This is a genomic window from Streptomyces sp. 3-6 (assembly GCF_056323165.1).
Genome location: NZ_JBWHZP010000001.1, coordinates 171,981 through 186,133, shown reverse-complemented (window position 1 = coordinate 186,133; position 14,153 = coordinate 171,981). Strand labels below are relative to the sequence as shown.

Below are 14,153 nucleotides of genomic sequence, written 5' to 3'. Positions count from 1 at the left end.
TGTCCCGCCGTATTTACTGAAGTTCAGTCAAAGGTTACTTCGCGTAACAGACGCTAAGGGGCATCACAACGAGCCGATGATCCTTTGGTAACAGCGCAATAACTCAAACCTCGTACTGATCGGTACGACCGGGCTTAGAGTTCGGCCCGGGACCGCTTTACCGATACCTCGGAGTTGCCCCATGAACCGTCGCCCAGACAGCAGCCCACCCCCCGCACGGGGCAGGTCGGCTGCGGCTCCGCTGTGCCCGCTCCGAGTCATGACGCCGGGAGGTGCGTCATGAACCCGCACGACAGCACCGCGGACGACTGGCTCGCCGAGTTCCTGAGCTTCGGTGTCGGCGTCCTGTCGCTGGTCTGCCTGAGCTGCTCGGTGATCTGGGGGCTGGTGGCGCAGGACCGGATCCTGCTCGGCCCCCGCCAGCGGATCCTGGCCCAGGGGGTGCACCGGTCGACCGCGGTCGCCTCGATCGTCTTCCTGATCGTGCACATCGGCATCAAGATCGGCCAGGACCACGTCTCCTGGATCGCGGCGGTGATCCCGTTCGGCCTCGCCCTGACGGACGACGAGGCCGTCATGGGGAGAAGCTTCCTGGTGGGTCTGGGCACCCTGGCCGGCTTCCTGATGATCTTCGTGGGCATCACCGGCGTGCTGCGCAACCGCTTCGCCACCCCGGCGCCGGTCGCGGCGCGCTGGCGGGCGATGCACATGCTGGCCTACCCGGCCTGGTGCGCCGCCCTGGTGCACGGACTCTTCGCGGGCCGCGAGGCCAAGCCGGTCTTCCTGATCCTGTACGGCCTGTCCCTGCTCGGCGTGCTGACCGCGCTCGTGCTGCGCGCCGCCCCGCGCCCGGTCAAGCGCAGGATCGCCGACCGGCTCTCCGGCCTGGTGGCCGGCCTCGACCAGCAGGGCGGCCGCGACCGGCTGGAGGAGAGCCGCTCCCGGGCCGCCGAGAACGCCCTCGGCGGTTACGAGGACCCGCGCGGGTCCCAGCAGCAGCGCACCGGCGGTCCGGCCGCGTTCGCCGGGTCGCCCTCCCCCGGATCGCTGTACGAGACGGCGGAACGGCCGGCCCCGGAACCGGCGAACGGCTTCGCCGCCGCCTACCGCGCGGTGTCGGCGCCCGCCGCGCCCTCAATGCCGCAGCAGCCCTTCGCCGCGGACCAGACCGCCCGCATGGAACTGCCGCCGGACCTCCAGCCCACGGAGGCCGTCCCGCGCGTCGACGGGGTCTCCAGCACCTCCGGCAGCTGGCCGATCCCGTCCCCGCCGCCCGTCGGCGAGGCCCCACCGTCGGCCTACGACCCGCTCCAGGACACCGGATACAACATCCCCACCTACGACAATTCGCCCGCGGCGCCGTACGGTGCACGTGACGTGTACGACACCGGTGAGACGAACGGCCTCTACGGCACGTACAACCCGGATGACACGTACAACAGCGGTCCCGCCACTGAAACACGCCCCGGTGCGTCGCCGTCGTCCACCTACGACTTCGGCGCACCGGGATCGGGCGAACCTTGGAACACGCCTTCCGGAGGCTTTAAGTGAACGAGGCCCTGCCCGACGTCCCCGAAGTCCGCGTCGTCGGCCTTCCCCAGCTCACGTCGGGCTTCGACCTTGTCGACCGGCTCGACCTCCCCATGCACCTCAAGGTGCACGGGCCGCTCGAACCCATGGGCGGCGAACAGCTCGCCCAGCTCGCCGAACGCATCAACCTCAGGGGGCGCGGCGGCGCGGGCTTCCCCTTCCACAAGAAGCTGCGCTCGGTCGCCGAGACGGCGATCAAGCGCGGCGTCCGGCCGGTCGTCGTCGTCAACGGCAGTGAGGACGAGCCGGCCTGCCGCAAGGACACGGTGATGATCAACCGTGCCCCGCACCTGATCCTGGACGGCGCGCTGCTGTGCGCCGAGGCGATGGGGGCCCGCACGCTCGTGGTGGGGGTCACCCGGGAGTCCACCCAGCGCTCCATGGAGGCCGCGCTCGCCGAACGCGGCCTGAGCAACGGGCGCCGCTCCGCGCTGCGCGCCCGCGTGCAGCGCAACCCGGTGCGGATGGTCACCGGTGCCGCCGCCTCCCTGATCCGCTCGATCGACGGGGGCCCGGCCATCCCCCCGGGCCGCAAGACCAGCGCCTCCAAGAACGGCGTCGGCGGCGCCCCCACCCTGCTGTCCAACGCCGAGACCTTCGCCCAACTGGCCATCGCCGCCCGCATCGGCCCGGAGCGCTACGGCAACACCGGCCTGTACGACGAGCCGGGCACCGTCATGCTGACGGTGTCCGGGGCGGTGGCCCGCCCCATGGTGGTCGAGGTGCCCACGGGCGTGCCGCTGCGCTACGTCCTCCAGCTGGCCGGGGCGCCCCCGGTGCCGCAGGGCGTGCTGACCGGCGGCTACCACGGCAAGTGGATCGACGCGGCCACCGTCAACGAGGCGATCGTCTCCCGCAACTCCCTGGACGCGGTGGGCGGTTCGCTGGGCGCCGGGGCGATTCTGCCGATCAGTCAGGACACCTGCCCGCTGGGCGAGTCGCTGATGGTGGCGAAGTGGCTGGCCGAGGAGAGCGCCGGCCAGTGCGGACCCTGCTACCTGGGCCTGCCGGCCGCCGCGCGCGGCCTGGAGGACATCCTCAACGGGGGCGGCCCGGCCGCCCTGGAGGCGGTCAAGCAGGTCGCCAAGAACGTGAAGCGGCGCGGCGCGTGCTCGCACCCGGACGGCTCCGCCATGTTCCTGGAGTCCACCGTCAAGGCGTTCACCGACGACCTCGCCGCCCACGTCCTCGGCAACGGCTGCGGACGGCCCGTGGCGGGCGTCCTGCCGCTCTTCGAGGGCGGCAGGGCCCCTACGGGCATCCCGGGCGGCGGGGGCGAGGAGAACGGCCCCAGCCGCCAGAAGATCTACGTGGACTGGACGCTGTGCCGGGGCCACGGCCTGTGCGCGGACATCCTCCCGGAGGTGTTCCAGCTCGGCGCGGACGGCTTCCCGACCGTGGCGCAGGCGGAGGTGCCCCGGTTCGCGGAGGCCAAGGCGCTGCGGGCGGTGCGCCGTTGCCCGGCGCTGGCGCTGCGCATCGAGGACGAGGCGCCCCGGGCCAAGGCCCCCTCGCGCAACCTGCCCGTGCTGTCCCAGGGCCGCGGCCGGCGCGCCCTGGGCCGCTAGAGAGCGGGCCCGGGGCCGGCGCGCCCCGGGCCGCCCGGCCTCCCCTGCGCACAGCGCACAACGCCGAAGGCGGATCATCCGGGAGGATGATCCGCCTTCGACTTCTGTGGAGCTAAGGAGAATTGAACTCCTGACCTCCTGCATGCCATGCAGGCGCTCTACCAACTGAGCTATAGCCCCGTGCTGCGTTCCGCCCGGTTTCCCCGGCGGCGACGCCAACTTTACACGGTCCACCCGGGCCAACACCAAATCGGTTTCGCTTCGCTCGGCTATGCCCCAAATGCCCTCGGAGACTGCCCGGAGGCCCTCGAAAGCTCTCAGGGGCTCTGAGGGCTCAGGCGCTCAGGCCGTGACGAACGAGTAGAACCGCTTCAGCGTGCAGTGCTCCTCCAGCAGCCGGCCGTAGATCGGTTCGCCCTCGAGTTCCCGGTAGGTCTCGATGGGGTCGCCCTTTATGATCAGCGCCCGCGCGCACTCCTCGCACCAGTACTGGTACTCGGGGTTGAGCGGCTCCATGTCCCGTACGATCGGCGTCCCGCTGCCGCACCAGTCGCACTTCCGCCTGTGTGCACCCATCGCTCAGCTCCAGCTGTGGCCGCAGGCCGTGCACACGTAGGACATGCCACCGTTGTCCCCGAGGACCTGGGCGACGTGCGCGGAACCGCAGGAAGGGCAGGCGAGTCGGGTCGAGGTGCGTCGGGTCACCACCGCTCCGAGGAGGCGGTCGCCCTCCCCGAAGATGCTCGCAGGCATCACTGCTCCCTCCCGTCGGGCCGCGCCCCCTTCCGGCCGTTTGATTCTGCCACGACCGGGCCAATACGGTCAGCGACGCCGGGATACCGTTCGGGACACGGCCCGGCGCCTCGTAGAGCTATACGCCCGGCGGAGCGTTCCTGCTCAAACGCGGGCGACGAAAAATCCCGCCCTCTGACGGAGGACGGGATCTTCGTGATGTGGAGCTAAGGAGAATTGAACTCCTGACCTCCTGCATGCCATGCAGGCGCTCTACCAACTGAGCTATAGCCCCTTGCCCCATGTGATCGGCTCACATGGTGTTTCGCCCCGCTCGGCGGGGCGAACAAGAAGAACTTTAGCCTGCGACCTGCCGGAAAGTGAAATCCGGGCCCCGGGCCGCGCCGGGGCCGGTCCGCAGGCGGTCAGTCGTCGTCGCCGAGCACCGGTTCCGGCAGGGTGCCGGCGTTGTGCTCCAGCAGGCGCCAGCCGCGGGCGCCCCGGCCCAGGACGGACCAGCAGCAGTTGGTGAGGCCGCCGAGGCTCTCCCAGTCGTGCGCGGCGAGACCGAGCAGGCGGCCGATGGTCGTGCGGATCGTGCCGCCGTGGCTGACCACGACGAGCGTGCCGTCCTCGGGCAGCTTCTCCACGTGCCGCAGCACCACGGGAGCGGCGCGGTCGGCGACCTCGCTCTCCAGCTCGCCACCGCCCCGGCGGACCGGCTCACCGCGCTTCCAGGCGCGGTACTCGTCACCGTGGCGGGCGATGATCTCGTCGTGCGTCAGCCCCTGCCAGGAGCCCGCGTAGGTCTCCCGCAGCGCCTCGTCGTGGGTCACCGGAAGGCCGGTGAGGGCGGCCAGCTCGGCCGCGGTCGCCGCGGCCCGCTTCAGGTCGGAGGCGATGATCGCGTCCGGCCGCAGGCCCGCCAGCAGCCGGGCCGCACGACGGGCCTGGGACACACCGGTCTCGGTGAGCTCCACGTCGGTGCTGCCCTGGAAGCGGCGTTCCACGTTCCAGGAGGTCTGGCCGTGCCGCCACAGGATGATGCGGCGGCCCCGGCCGGAGCGGGCCGCGTCGGTGGCGGCGCTCACCGCCACTCACCACCCGGCTCCGCGGCCTCGGCGGCCTCCGCCTCCAGCTGCCGGGCGTGCTCCTCGGCCTTGCCGCGGGAGGCCACCGCGTCGGCGGGCAGGTCCAGCTCGGGGCAGTCCTTCCACAGCCGCTCCAGGGCGTAGAAGACGCGCTCCTCGCTGTGCTGGACGTGGACGACGATGTCGACGTAGTCGAGCAGCACCCAGCGGGCCTCGCGGTCGCCCTCGCGGCGCACCGGCTTGGCGCCGAGCTCCTTGGCGAGCCGCTCCTCGATCTCGTCGACGATCGACTTGACCTGGCGGTCGTTGGGGGCGGAGGCGAGCACGAAGGCGTCGGTGATGGACAGCACGTCACTGACGTCGTAGGCGACGATGTCGTGCGCCAGCTTGTCGGCGGCCGCCTGGGCGGCGGCGGTGACGAGCTGGAGGGAACGGTCGGTTGCGGTCACTGCACGGCTTTCGGTCGGTGGTCGGTTGCCCCCAGGGTCTCACGGACCGCCCGGCGCACCCCACGCGATAACGCGTGACCACGGCGGGCGCACCGGGCCCCCGGCCGCGACCACGACCAGGACCGGGGGACGCACTCCGCCGCGCCCGGGGGGACGCCCCCGCAGGGCCAGGGGTCGGGGGCATCCGACCGCGACAACGACCCGGGGCGCACTCCGCCGCGCCCCGGGGACGTCCCCGCTACGACCCGGGGTCGTAGTCCTGCCCGAGGACCACCGCTACGCGGGCGTTGGCGGAGATCTTGCCCTTGGTGACGGCGGAGGCGGGCAGCCCCAGGGTCTTGGCGACCTCGGAGGCGTTCTCCTTGTCGGCGGCGTCGGCGTAGACCACCTCGGAGGTCGCCTCGGCGCTCGCGGTGCCGCCCTCCAGGAAGGTGAAGCCGCCGTTGAGGAGCACCACGCGGGCCTTCTCGGTGTGGTCCTTCACCCCGGTGGCGTTGCGCACCGAGACGCTGACGGCGGCGTCCTGGTCGGGGCTCTTGGCGGTGCCGCCGAGCACCTTCTTGACCACCTCGTCGCTCGCCTCGGCGGTGAGGGTGCCGTCGTCCTCGACGGGCAGCAGGGCGGTCGTGTGGTCGCCGCCCTTGGCGAGGTCGGAGAGCCGGGCCAGGAAGGAGCCGAGGTCCTTGTCGGTCAGCGGCGGCTCGATGATCTGGCCCAGCGTCTGGACGGTGAGCGTCGCCGCGTCCGGGTCGGAGGTCATCTTGCGCAGCACGCCCTGCATGACCTGGCCGAACCGCTCCAGCTGGGCGTTCTGCCCCTCGCCGGAGGCGCGGTGGGTGGCGTACGCGACGGCCATCTTGCCGCTGAGGGTCTGGCTGTCGCCCTTGCGGACCAGGGGCGCCTGGCCCTTCTTCTTGGCGGACGGGTCGGGCACGTCGGCGTCGGTGTCGATGTCGATGTTGCCGACCAGGTCGACGAGGTTCTGCAGGTAGGGGGTGTCCAGGCGCCAGGTGCCCTCGATGTCGGTGCCGAGGACCGCGTCGAGCGCGCCCCGGGTACCGCCGGAGCCGTCGTCCTCGACGGACTTGGCGAGCGTGGTGGTGGTGCCGTCGTCCGCGGTGAGGGCGAGGGAGTTGGGCAGCAGGACGGTGGTGCCCTGCTTGGTGGTGGTGTTGTCGACCAGCAGCGCGGTGGCGGTGCCGCCCTTCTTGGTGTCGTGCAGGTGGACGACGATGACGTCCCGTTTCTGCGCGCCCGCGGCGGTGGTGGTGCCGGTACCGGTGCCGGAGCCGGACAGGCCGGGCAGCTTCCCGGCGTACCAGAGGTAGCCGACGCCGCCGGCGACGACCAGGGCGAAGACCACGGTCAGGGCGATGATCCGGCTGCGGGCCCGGCGCTTGGCCTCCTCGCGGCGCTCGGTGCGGTTCTCGGTGAACTTCAGCCAGTCGATGACGTCCTCGGAGTCGCCGTCCGGCTCCTCGACGAAGGCGAACTGCTCGGTGCGGTACTCCGGTTCGCCGTCGTCGGAGGCCGGGGCGTCCTCGTCGTCCACCGGGCCGGCCTGCTGCGGGATGTGCGCGGTCTGCTCGGCGGTCCGGGGCTGCTGCCCGGTGCCGCCGGGGGCGCCCTGCGGGTGGCCGTGGGGGTCGGTCCAGGGGGCGTACGGGGCGGCCGGGGCGCCGCCGGGGGCCGTGGCCTGCCCGTAGGGGTCGTAGGAGCCGTAGGGGTCGTACGGGTCGTGGGCGGGCTGCTGCTGCGGGGTCCCGTAGGGGTCGTGCGCGGGCTGCTGCCGCGGGTCTCCGTACGGGTCGTGGGAGGGCTGCCGCTGTCCGGTGCCGGTGTCGTACGGGTCGTAGCCGTAGTCGTACCCCTGCTCGTCCTGCCGCTGGTGCGGGGCGCGGGGGGCGGCGGCCTGCTGCGGGTGGTAGGGGTCGTAGGAGCCGTACGGGTCGTGGGCGGGCGGCTGCTGCGGGGCCTGGACCTGCCGGTAGACCGGCTGTCCGTAGGCGTCGTAGCCGACCAGCTCGTACTGCGCGCCGTCCCCGCCGTTCCCGTACCCCGCGTCGTATCCGTCGTTCACCGGTGCCCCTCTCGGCTCACTCGCCGCGATACAGCTCGCGTTTGGCGATGTAGCGCACGACTCCGTCCGGCACCAGGTACCAGACGGGGTCTCCCTTGGCGACTCTCGCACGGCAGTCCGTGGAGGAGATGGCGAGGGCGGGCACCTCGATCAGGGAGACGCCGCCCTCGGGGAGCCCGGCGTCGCTCAGGTGGTGTCCGGGCCGGGTGACGCCGATGAAGTGCGCCAGGGAGAACAGTTCCTCGCTGTCGCGCCAGGTGAGGATCTGGGCGAGGGCGTCGGCGCCCGTGATGAAGAACAGGTCGGTGTCGGGGTTGAGCGCGCTGAGGTCGCGCAGGGTGTCCACGGTGTAGGTGGGGCCGCCGCGGTCGATGTCGATGCGGCTCACCGAGAACTGCGGGTTCTCCACCGTGGCGACGACCGTCATCAGGTAGCGGTCCTCCGCCGGGGAGACCGTGCGGTGGCTCTTCTGCCACGGCTGGCCGGTGGGCACGAAGACCACCTCGTCGAGGTGGAAGCGCGCGGCGACCTCGCTGGCCGCCACCAGGTGGCCGTGGTGGATGGGGTCGAAGGTGCCGCCCATGACGCCCAGACGGCGCTTGCCCTGCCCGGCCGGGCCGCTGCCCGGGCCGTCGGCCGCGCGGCGGGGCGCGGGGCGGTGCCCGCCGTCGCCGCGTGTCGTCTCACCGGCCGTGCCGTCCGCCGGGCCGGTAGGCATGTCCTGCTCCATGCGAGCAGACCCTACCGGCCCGTTCCGGATGCCCCGTCCGGGCCCGTCGCGGCGGCGTCCGCCGCGGGGCTCAGCGGTCGCGGTTGAAGCGGGTGGTGATGAACAGCAGCAGCAGGAGCACGAACAGGGCTCCGCCGCCGGCGAGGTAGGGGTTGAGGCTCTCGTGGTTGCCGCCGTGGCCCCCGCCCTCGGCGGCGAGAGTGACGAACTGGGCGGCGGTGCTCTGGATGCTCATCTTCGGCAGGACCTATCGCTTGTGGGCGGGACAAGGACGTCCGGACATCGTAAGCGGGGGCCCTTGCGGTGATCACGCCGACTCCGCCGATGCGGTGCGGCGACGCCTGTCGCGGCGGGCGGGGCAGGCAACCATCCGCGGGGCTGTGTCGTCCTTGTGCCTGGAGCCCGGCGGCGTTCCGGATGCGGACCGCGCGCACGGCCCGCCCTTCGCGCGGACGACGCGAACGTGACGGCAGGCCCTAAGCTGGGGCTCGCCTCGGAGGAGGACACGGCGGCACGGGATCCGCACAGGTCACTCAGACGCACTGGGGGAAAGATGTCCGACGGCCATCAGCACAACGGGCACGAGAACGTGCCGAGCAGGCAGCGCAGGCGCTTCCCCGGAATCTCCTCGCGGGCCTACGAACACCCGGCCGACCGCTCCGCCCTGGTGGCGCTGCGCAAGCTGACGGGCTTCGACACCGTCTTCAAGGCCCTGAGCGGCCTGCTGCCCGAGCGCAGTCTCCGGCTGCTGTTCCTGTCCGACTCGGTGCGGGTCTCCGACCGGCAGTTCGCGCACCTGAACGACATGCTGCGGGACGCCTGCTACATCCTGGACCTGGAGAAGGTCCCGCCGATGTACGTCAAGCAGGACCCGAACCCCAACGCCATGTGCATCGGTCTCGACGAGCCGATCATCGTGGTGACCACGGGCCTGGTCGAGCTGCTCGACGAGGAGGAGATGCGGGCGGTCGTCGGCCACGAGGTCGGGCACGCCCTGTCCGGCCACGCGGTGTACCGGACGATCCTGCTGTTCCTGACCTCGCTGGCGGTCCGGGTCGCCTGGATCCCGCTCGGCAACATCGCGATCATGGCCATCGTGACCGCGCTGCGCGAGTGGTTCCGCAAGTCGGAGCTGTCCGCGGACCGCGCGGGGCTGCTGGTCGGGCAGGACCTGACGGCGTCGATGCGCGGCCTGATGAAGATCGCGGGCGGCAACCACCTGCACGAGATGAACGTGGACGCGTTCCTGGAGCAGGCCGACGAGTACGAGGCCTCGGGCGACCTGCGCGACTCGGTGCTGAAGATCCTCAACGTGCTGCCCCGCTCGCACCCCTTCACCACGGTGCGCGCCGCCGAGCTGAAGAAGTGGCATGCCTCCCGGGACTTCCAGCGGATCATGGACGGCCACTACCCGCGCCGCGACGAGGACGGGGACGCCTCGGTCCGGGACTCCTGGCGGGAGTCGGCGAGCAGCTACGCCGGCGAGGTGAGGAACTCCAAGGACCCGCTGATGAAACTGGTCAACGACATCGCGGGCGGCGCCGGTGACCTGGGCGAACGCGTCCGCCGCGGCTTCGGCGGCTTCGCCTCCGGGGGGTCCTCGAAGTCCTCGCGGGAGCCCGGGGACGCGGGACCGTCGGACGGTACCGGCGGTAAGGACGGCGGCGGCGCGAACGGCAGCCGTCCGCCGCGCGACGACGGCTGAGCCGCCGGGGGCGGTGACGCGACACCCGGAACGCCGGGGGCCTGCCCGCCCCCGGCGTTCCGCGCGTCCGGGGTCGTCGGCGCCCGTCGGCATCCCGGGCCCCGGCGTCATCTGCGTCCGTCGGAGGCGGGGGGGCCGTCCCCTCCGGTGCAGATCGTGGTGTGCGGGTCGTGCGGGTCGGCTCAGGGGCTCGGCTGGGCCGCCGCGGCCAGGGAGCCGCACAGGGCGGGGACGGCGTCGACGGCGTAGGGGTCGGTCCCGGTGGGGCCGTCCGGGTCGGCGCTCTGGCCGGCGAGCAGCGGCCGCAGGTGGCCGGTGGTGTCCTCGGCGCAGGACAGCGGGCCCGCCTGGACGTGGGCGAGGACGAGCTGGGCCTGGTGCGCGCGCAGGTCGTCGTGGTCGAAGCGGAAGCGCAGCTCGCGCCGGACGGTGAACAGCGACACCTCGGCCCCGTCCCCGGCACCGGCCGGACGCAGCGCGTAGACGGAGGTGTGGTCGGCGGTGACCTCCAGGGTGCCGGCGTCGGTCTCGGCGGCCTGGAGCGTCCCGCGGACGCGGACCCGGTCGTCGGCGAGCTCCGCGCGGGAGGGGTCGAAGCGGACGAGCCATCCGGTGGGCGCGTGCCGGCCGTCCGCGGTGGGACGGGCGAAGCTGCGGTCGAACTGGGCCAGCTGGTCGGGGTCGAGCAGCACCCGCACGGGGCGGGTGTCGCCGCCGGTCAGCACCCGGGGGTCGAGGGCCGAGCGCACGATGTAGTCCTTCGCGGTGGTCAGGGCGCTCACGACCTGGCCGTCGGAGAAGTGCGCGGTGCGCCGGGAGGCGGGCAGCGTGATGCCCTCGGCGCCGCCGGCGAAGCCCGCCGCCGGGCTGCGGGCGTAGAGGCGCGCGGCGTCCGCGGCCCCGGGCACCGTCCCCCGGGGGGCGAGGGGGACGACGGTCATGCGCAGGGGGTCGGCGGGCTGCCGGGCGGCGGGCGACTGGTACGGGTGGCGCACGCCCATGTAGACGGCCGTGCCGAAGGCGACGGCGATCAGCACGACGAGGATCAGGGCCTGCCGGGACGGTCCGGCCGCCCGGCGCGGCGGGGGCCGGTCGCGCACGGCGGGCGCGTGGTCGGTGATGCGTTCCCGGGCGGAGAACTCCTGGAGGCGGGCAGCACGGACGAAGGACTCGTCGAAGACGACGGACCGGTACTCGTCCTCACTGCCACCGGGGGCGCCCTCGGGGTTCCCCTCGGGTGGGTCCGCAGGCCCTGCCATACCTTCAGGGTAGGTCCCGACGCGCCCCGGTGAACGCCCCGCCGGGCCGTCCGTCCCGGACGTGTCCCCATCGGGCCGGCGGCGGGTCTCAGGGGCCCTGCGGGATCACCGGGACGGTCGGCCGGGAGTAGTCGGCGGAGGCGGACGGGGCGGCGGCGCCGTCGCGCTCCGGAACGGTCGAGGTGGGCGACGGGACGGGGTCCTGGCGGTGCGCGGAGCCGCCCCGGTAGACGGCGGAGAAGGCCAGCGCGACCATGCCGATGCCCATCACGAGGGCGAGGATCCAGGCGACGGAGCGGTGCCAGCGGGCCTGGCCCCCGTAGGGCCGGGAGCCGTAGGGGTCCTCCAGGACGTCCGGGTCGTCGTCCGGGCCGTCGGGGCCGCGGGCGCCGCGGTGGCCGTACCGGTCGGGGTACCGCTCCCCGCGGGCGGCCTCCGCCTCGGCGGCCTCGGCTCTGGCCCGGGCGGCGGCGAGCAGGCGTTCGACGGCGCTCGGCTCGTGCACCCGGGCCGCCCGGACGAAGTCCTCGTCGAAGACCACGGAGGCGAACTCTTCGTCCGTCACCCCGCGGTCGTGGTCGTCGTCGGGCTCCCAGCCGTCCGGGAACGGCGTGCCCCCCACGTCCTCCGGCACGGATCCAGAGTAGACCTGGGGGGTCAATTTGGGCAGACGGTACGGAAATTCGTCCGCGCCGGCCGGGCCGTCCGCGCCGTTGTCGGCCCGCGCCGCCCGGCCGGTGCACCGCGGCGGGGGCGGGTCAGCGCCGCACGTGCCCGTCGCCGGTGACGATGTACTTCGTGCTGGTCAGCTCGGGCAGACCCATGGGTCCGCGGGCATGCAGCTTCTGGGTGGAGATGCCGATCTCCGCGCCGAAGCCGAACTGGCCGCCGTCGGTGAAGCGGGTGGAGGCGTTCACCGCGACGGTGGTGGAATCCACCAGCTGGGTGAACCTCCGCGCGGACTGCTGGGAGGCGGTGACGATGGCCTCGGTGTGCCCGGAGGTCCACAGGCGGATGTGCTCGACCGCCCGGTCGAGGGAGTCGACCACGGCGGCGGCGATGTCGAGGGAGAGGTACTCGGTCTCCCAGTCCTCCGTGGTGGCTTCCACGACGGTGGCCCGGGAGTCCTTGGCGTACGCCATCACGCGTTCGTCGGCGTGCACCGTGACGCCGGCGTCGGCCAGGGCGTCCAGGGCGCGGGGCAGGAAGTCGGCGGCGATGTCCTGGTGGACCAGCAGGGTCTCGGCGGCGTTGCAGACGCCGACCCGCTGGGCCTTGGAGTTGATCAGGATCTCGACGGCCATGTCGAGGTCGGCCTGGGCGTCGACGTAGACGTGGCAGTTGCCGGTGCCGGTCTCGATGACCGGGACGACGGACTCCTGCACGACGGTGTTGATCAGGGAGGCGCCGCCGCGCGGGATGAGCACGTCGACCAGTCCGCGGGCGCGCATCAGCTCGCGGACGCTCTCACGGCTCTCGCCCGGCACCATCTGGACGGCGTCGGCGGGCAGCCCGGCGCCGTGCACGGCGTCGCGCAGCACCCGCACCAGGGCGGTGTTCGACCGGTAGGCGGACGAGGAGCCGCGCAGCAGGACGGCGTTGCCGGACTTCAGGCAGAGGGCGGCGGCGTCGACCGTGACGTTGGGCCGGCCCTCGTAGATCATGCCGACCACCCCGAGCGGCACCCGGACCTGGCGCAGGTCGATGCCGTTGGGCAGGGCGGAGCCGCGGACGACCTCGCCGACGGGGTCGGGCAGCGCGGCCACGTCGCGCACGTCGGAGGCGATGGCGCGGACCCGCTCCGGGGTCAGGGTGAGCCGGTCGATCAGGCCCTCTCCGGTCCCCGCCTCGCGGGCCTTGGCCACGTCCTGGGCGTTGGCCTCGACGATCTCACCGGAGCGGACCTCCAGCGCGTCCGCGATGGCGAGCAGGGCGTCGTCCTTCTCGGCGCGCGTGAGCGGCGCGAGGGTGGCGGCGGCGCCCTTGGCCCGGTAGGCGGCCTGATTGACCGGGGACATCGAATCGAGCGGCGAGAGCGTGGTCATGAGGGAAGGGTAGTGCGGAAGGGGGCCGGATCCGGACCCTGTCCCACACGACGAGACGCGGGTCTCTGTCCCCGGACGGCCCTCCGATGGTGCCGGCGGAGGGCCCGAGGAGGGCCACCGGACGGCTCCCCGGACGCCCCGGGGAGGCTCACCGCGCGACGTGCGGAGGTCCCCGGCGGGGTCTCCTCGGAACGGTGCGCGAACGACCCCGGGAGGGTCTTCCCCTACGGCCTGCGGCCTGCGGACGCGGACGAGCGGGAGGGCCGCCCGGTGGTCCGCGGGGGCCCGTGGCCGCTCCCGTACGGGCCTGCGACCGCCCGGGGCGGCTCCCCCGGGGCAAGCGACTGCCCGGGGCCGCTCCCCTACGGGTCTCGGCGGCGCCCACAGGGTTCGCCCCCGGCCTGCGGACAGCCGGGAGGCTCAGAAGGGGTGGACCCCTACGGGATGTGCCCGGACCGGGCCGTGGCCCTCGGCGACCCGCTGGTGGTAGGTGGCCCGGTCGATGACCTCCAGCCCGACGATCTCCCAGGGCGGCAGCCCCGCGGTCAGCCGGTGCTCGCCCCACAGGCGCAGGGCCACGGCCGCGGCGTCGTGCAGGTCGCGGGCCTCCTCCCAGTAGCGGATCTCCGCGTGGTCGTCGGCGTAGCGGCTGGTCAGCAGGAAGGGGTGGTCGTGGGCGAGCTGCTCCAGGGCGCGGCGGACGTCCTCGATGGGGGCGCGGGCGCCGGAGACGCTGAGGGTGACGTGCCACAGGCGCGGTAGGTCGCGGGGCTCGCCGCCCTCGAAGCGGTCCCCGGCCGCGACGCTGGTGAGGGTGCGTTCCTCGCCGGCCGCCCGGGAGCCGGCACCACCGCGGGACGCCGTCGTCCCAGGGCGTACTCGTCTCACGACGGCCTCCTTCGCG

General features: G+C 73.2%; 14 protein-coding genes and 2 tRNA genes. 3 read left to right on the top strand and 13 right to left on the bottom strand.

Annotated elements, in window-relative coordinates:
* Positions 1-279 precede the first annotated feature (279 nt).
* Complete coding sequence (locus AC02VZ_RS00740; RefSeq protein WP_476474232.1) at positions 280-1,551, top strand: ferric reductase-like transmembrane domain-containing protein; 1,272 nt, start codon at positions 280-282, stop codon at positions 1,549-1,551.
* On the top strand, positions 1,548-3,158 hold the full coding sequence (locus tag AC02VZ_RS00735) for an NADH-ubiquinone oxidoreductase-F iron-sulfur binding region domain-containing protein (protein ID WP_476474231.1): 1,611 nt from the start codon (positions 1,548-1,550) through the stop codon (positions 3,156-3,158). Before AC02VZ_RS00740 ends, AC02VZ_RS00735 begins: the two co-directional genes overlap by 4 nt.
* A gap of 107 nt (positions 3,159-3,265) precedes the next feature.
* Here the strand turns inward: AC02VZ_RS00735 and AC02VZ_RS00730 are convergent.
* From AC02VZ_RS00730 to AC02VZ_RS00690, 9 genes are all read right to left on the bottom strand, one after another.
* Positions 3,266-3,338, bottom strand: a tRNA-Ala gene (locus AC02VZ_RS00730).
* A 162-nt stretch (positions 3,339-3,500) separates the two neighbouring features.
* Positions 3,501-3,734 (bottom strand): hypothetical protein, encoded by a 234-nt coding sequence (locus AC02VZ_RS00725; protein ID WP_004988233.1) that lies wholly within the window; start codon positions 3,732-3,734, stop codon positions 3,501-3,503.
* A 3-nt stretch (positions 3,735-3,737) separates the two neighbouring features.
* Entirely contained in the window at positions 3,738-3,911 is a 174-nt protein-coding gene (locus AC02VZ_RS00720; protein ID WP_432057722.1) for a hypothetical protein, read from the bottom strand.
* A 201-nt stretch (positions 3,912-4,112) separates the two neighbouring features.
* Positions 4,113-4,185, bottom strand: a tRNA-Ala gene (locus tag AC02VZ_RS00715).
* A gap of 130 nt (positions 4,186-4,315) precedes the next feature.
* On the bottom strand, positions 4,316-4,981 hold the full coding sequence (locus tag AC02VZ_RS00710) for a histidine phosphatase family protein (RefSeq protein WP_432057723.1): 666 nt from the start codon (positions 4,979-4,981) through the stop codon (positions 4,316-4,318).
* Positions 4,978-5,430, bottom strand: coding sequence for a ribosome silencing factor (gene rsfS / locus AC02VZ_RS00705; RefSeq protein WP_432057724.1), 453 nt, complete (start codon positions 5,428-5,430; stop codon positions 4,978-4,980). Before rsfS ends, AC02VZ_RS00710 begins: the two co-directional genes overlap by 4 nt.
* Before the next feature lie 238 nt (positions 5,431-5,668).
* Positions 5,669-7,510, bottom strand: coding sequence for an LCP family protein (locus AC02VZ_RS00700; RefSeq protein WP_432057725.1), 1,842 nt, complete (start codon positions 7,508-7,510; stop codon positions 5,669-5,671).
* A 16-nt stretch (positions 7,511-7,526) separates the two neighbouring features.
* Entirely contained in the window at positions 7,527-8,228 is a 702-nt protein-coding gene (gene nadD / locus AC02VZ_RS00695) for a nicotinate-nucleotide adenylyltransferase (RefSeq protein WP_432057726.1), read from the bottom strand.
* A gap of 82 nt (positions 8,229-8,310) precedes the next feature.
* Positions 8,311-8,475: a hypothetical protein gene (locus tag AC02VZ_RS00690; RefSeq protein ID WP_432057727.1), complete on the bottom strand. Its 165-nt coding sequence runs from the start codon at positions 8,473-8,475 to the stop codon at positions 8,311-8,313.
* A 318-nt stretch (positions 8,476-8,793) separates the two neighbouring features.
* On the opposite strand from AC02VZ_RS00690, the gene AC02VZ_RS00685 reads away from it, so the two are divergent.
* Positions 8,794-9,945: a M48 family metallopeptidase gene (locus AC02VZ_RS00685; RefSeq protein ID WP_476474230.1), complete on the top strand. Its 1,152-nt coding sequence runs from the start codon at positions 8,794-8,796 to the stop codon at positions 9,943-9,945.
* A 182-nt stretch (positions 9,946-10,127) separates the two neighbouring features.
* Here AC02VZ_RS00685 and AC02VZ_RS00680 read toward each other — a convergent pair whose 3' ends face one another.
* The 4 genes from AC02VZ_RS00680 to AC02VZ_RS00665 all read right to left on the bottom strand — a co-directional run bounded on the left by AC02VZ_RS00680 (position 10,128) and on the right by AC02VZ_RS00665 (position 14,137).
* Positions 10,128-11,204, bottom strand: coding sequence for an SCO2583 family membrane protein (locus AC02VZ_RS00680; protein ID WP_432057729.1), 1,077 nt, complete (start codon positions 11,202-11,204; stop codon positions 10,128-10,130).
* Positions 11,205-11,292: 88 nt separating this feature from the next.
* Positions 11,293-11,838 carry an SCO2584 family spore wall biosynthesis protein gene (locus AC02VZ_RS00675; RefSeq protein WP_476474229.1) on the bottom strand — a complete coding sequence of 182 codons (546 nt, stop codon included), beginning with the start codon at positions 11,836-11,838 and terminating at the stop codon, positions 11,293-11,295.
* Between the two features lie 124 nt (positions 11,839-11,962).
* Entirely contained in the window at positions 11,963-13,249 is a 1,287-nt protein-coding gene (locus tag AC02VZ_RS00670; RefSeq protein WP_432057731.1) for a glutamate-5-semialdehyde dehydrogenase, read from the bottom strand.
* Between the two features lie 420 nt (positions 13,250-13,669).
* Positions 13,670-14,137 carry a hypothetical protein gene (locus AC02VZ_RS00665; protein WP_476474228.1) on the bottom strand — a complete coding sequence of 156 codons (468 nt, stop codon included), beginning with the start codon at positions 14,135-14,137 and terminating at the stop codon, positions 13,670-13,672.
* Between the last annotated feature and the right edge of the window lie 16 nt (positions 14,138-14,153).

Coding starts and splice junctions, on each gene's coding strand:
- AC02VZ_RS00740 (WP_476474232.1), top strand. CDS start 280: ATGAACCCGCACGACAGCACCGCGGACGACTGGCTCGCCGAGTTCCTG.
- AC02VZ_RS00725 (WP_004988233.1), bottom strand. CDS start 3,734: ATGGGTGCACACAGGCGGAAGTGCGACTGGTGCGGCAGCGGGACGCCG.
- AC02VZ_RS00720 (WP_432057722.1), bottom strand. CDS start 3,911: ATGCCTGCGAGCATCTTCGGGGAGGGCGACCGCCTCCTCGGAGCGGTG.
- nadD (WP_432057726.1), bottom strand. CDS start 8,228: ATGCCTACCGGCCCGGCGGACGGCACGGCCGGTGAGACGACACGCGGC.
- AC02VZ_RS00690 (WP_432057727.1), bottom strand. CDS start 8,475: ATGAGCATCCAGAGCACCGCCGCCCAGTTCGTCACTCTCGCCGCCGAG.
- AC02VZ_RS00685 (WP_476474230.1), top strand. CDS start 8,794: ATGTCCGACGGCCATCAGCACAACGGGCACGAGAACGTGCCGAGCAGG.
- AC02VZ_RS00680 (WP_432057729.1), bottom strand. CDS start 11,204: ATGGCAGGGCCTGCGGACCCACCCGAGGGGAACCCCGAGGGCGCCCCC.
- AC02VZ_RS00670 (WP_432057731.1), bottom strand. CDS start 13,249: ATGACCACGCTCTCGCCGCTCGATTCGATGTCCCCGGTCAATCAGGCC.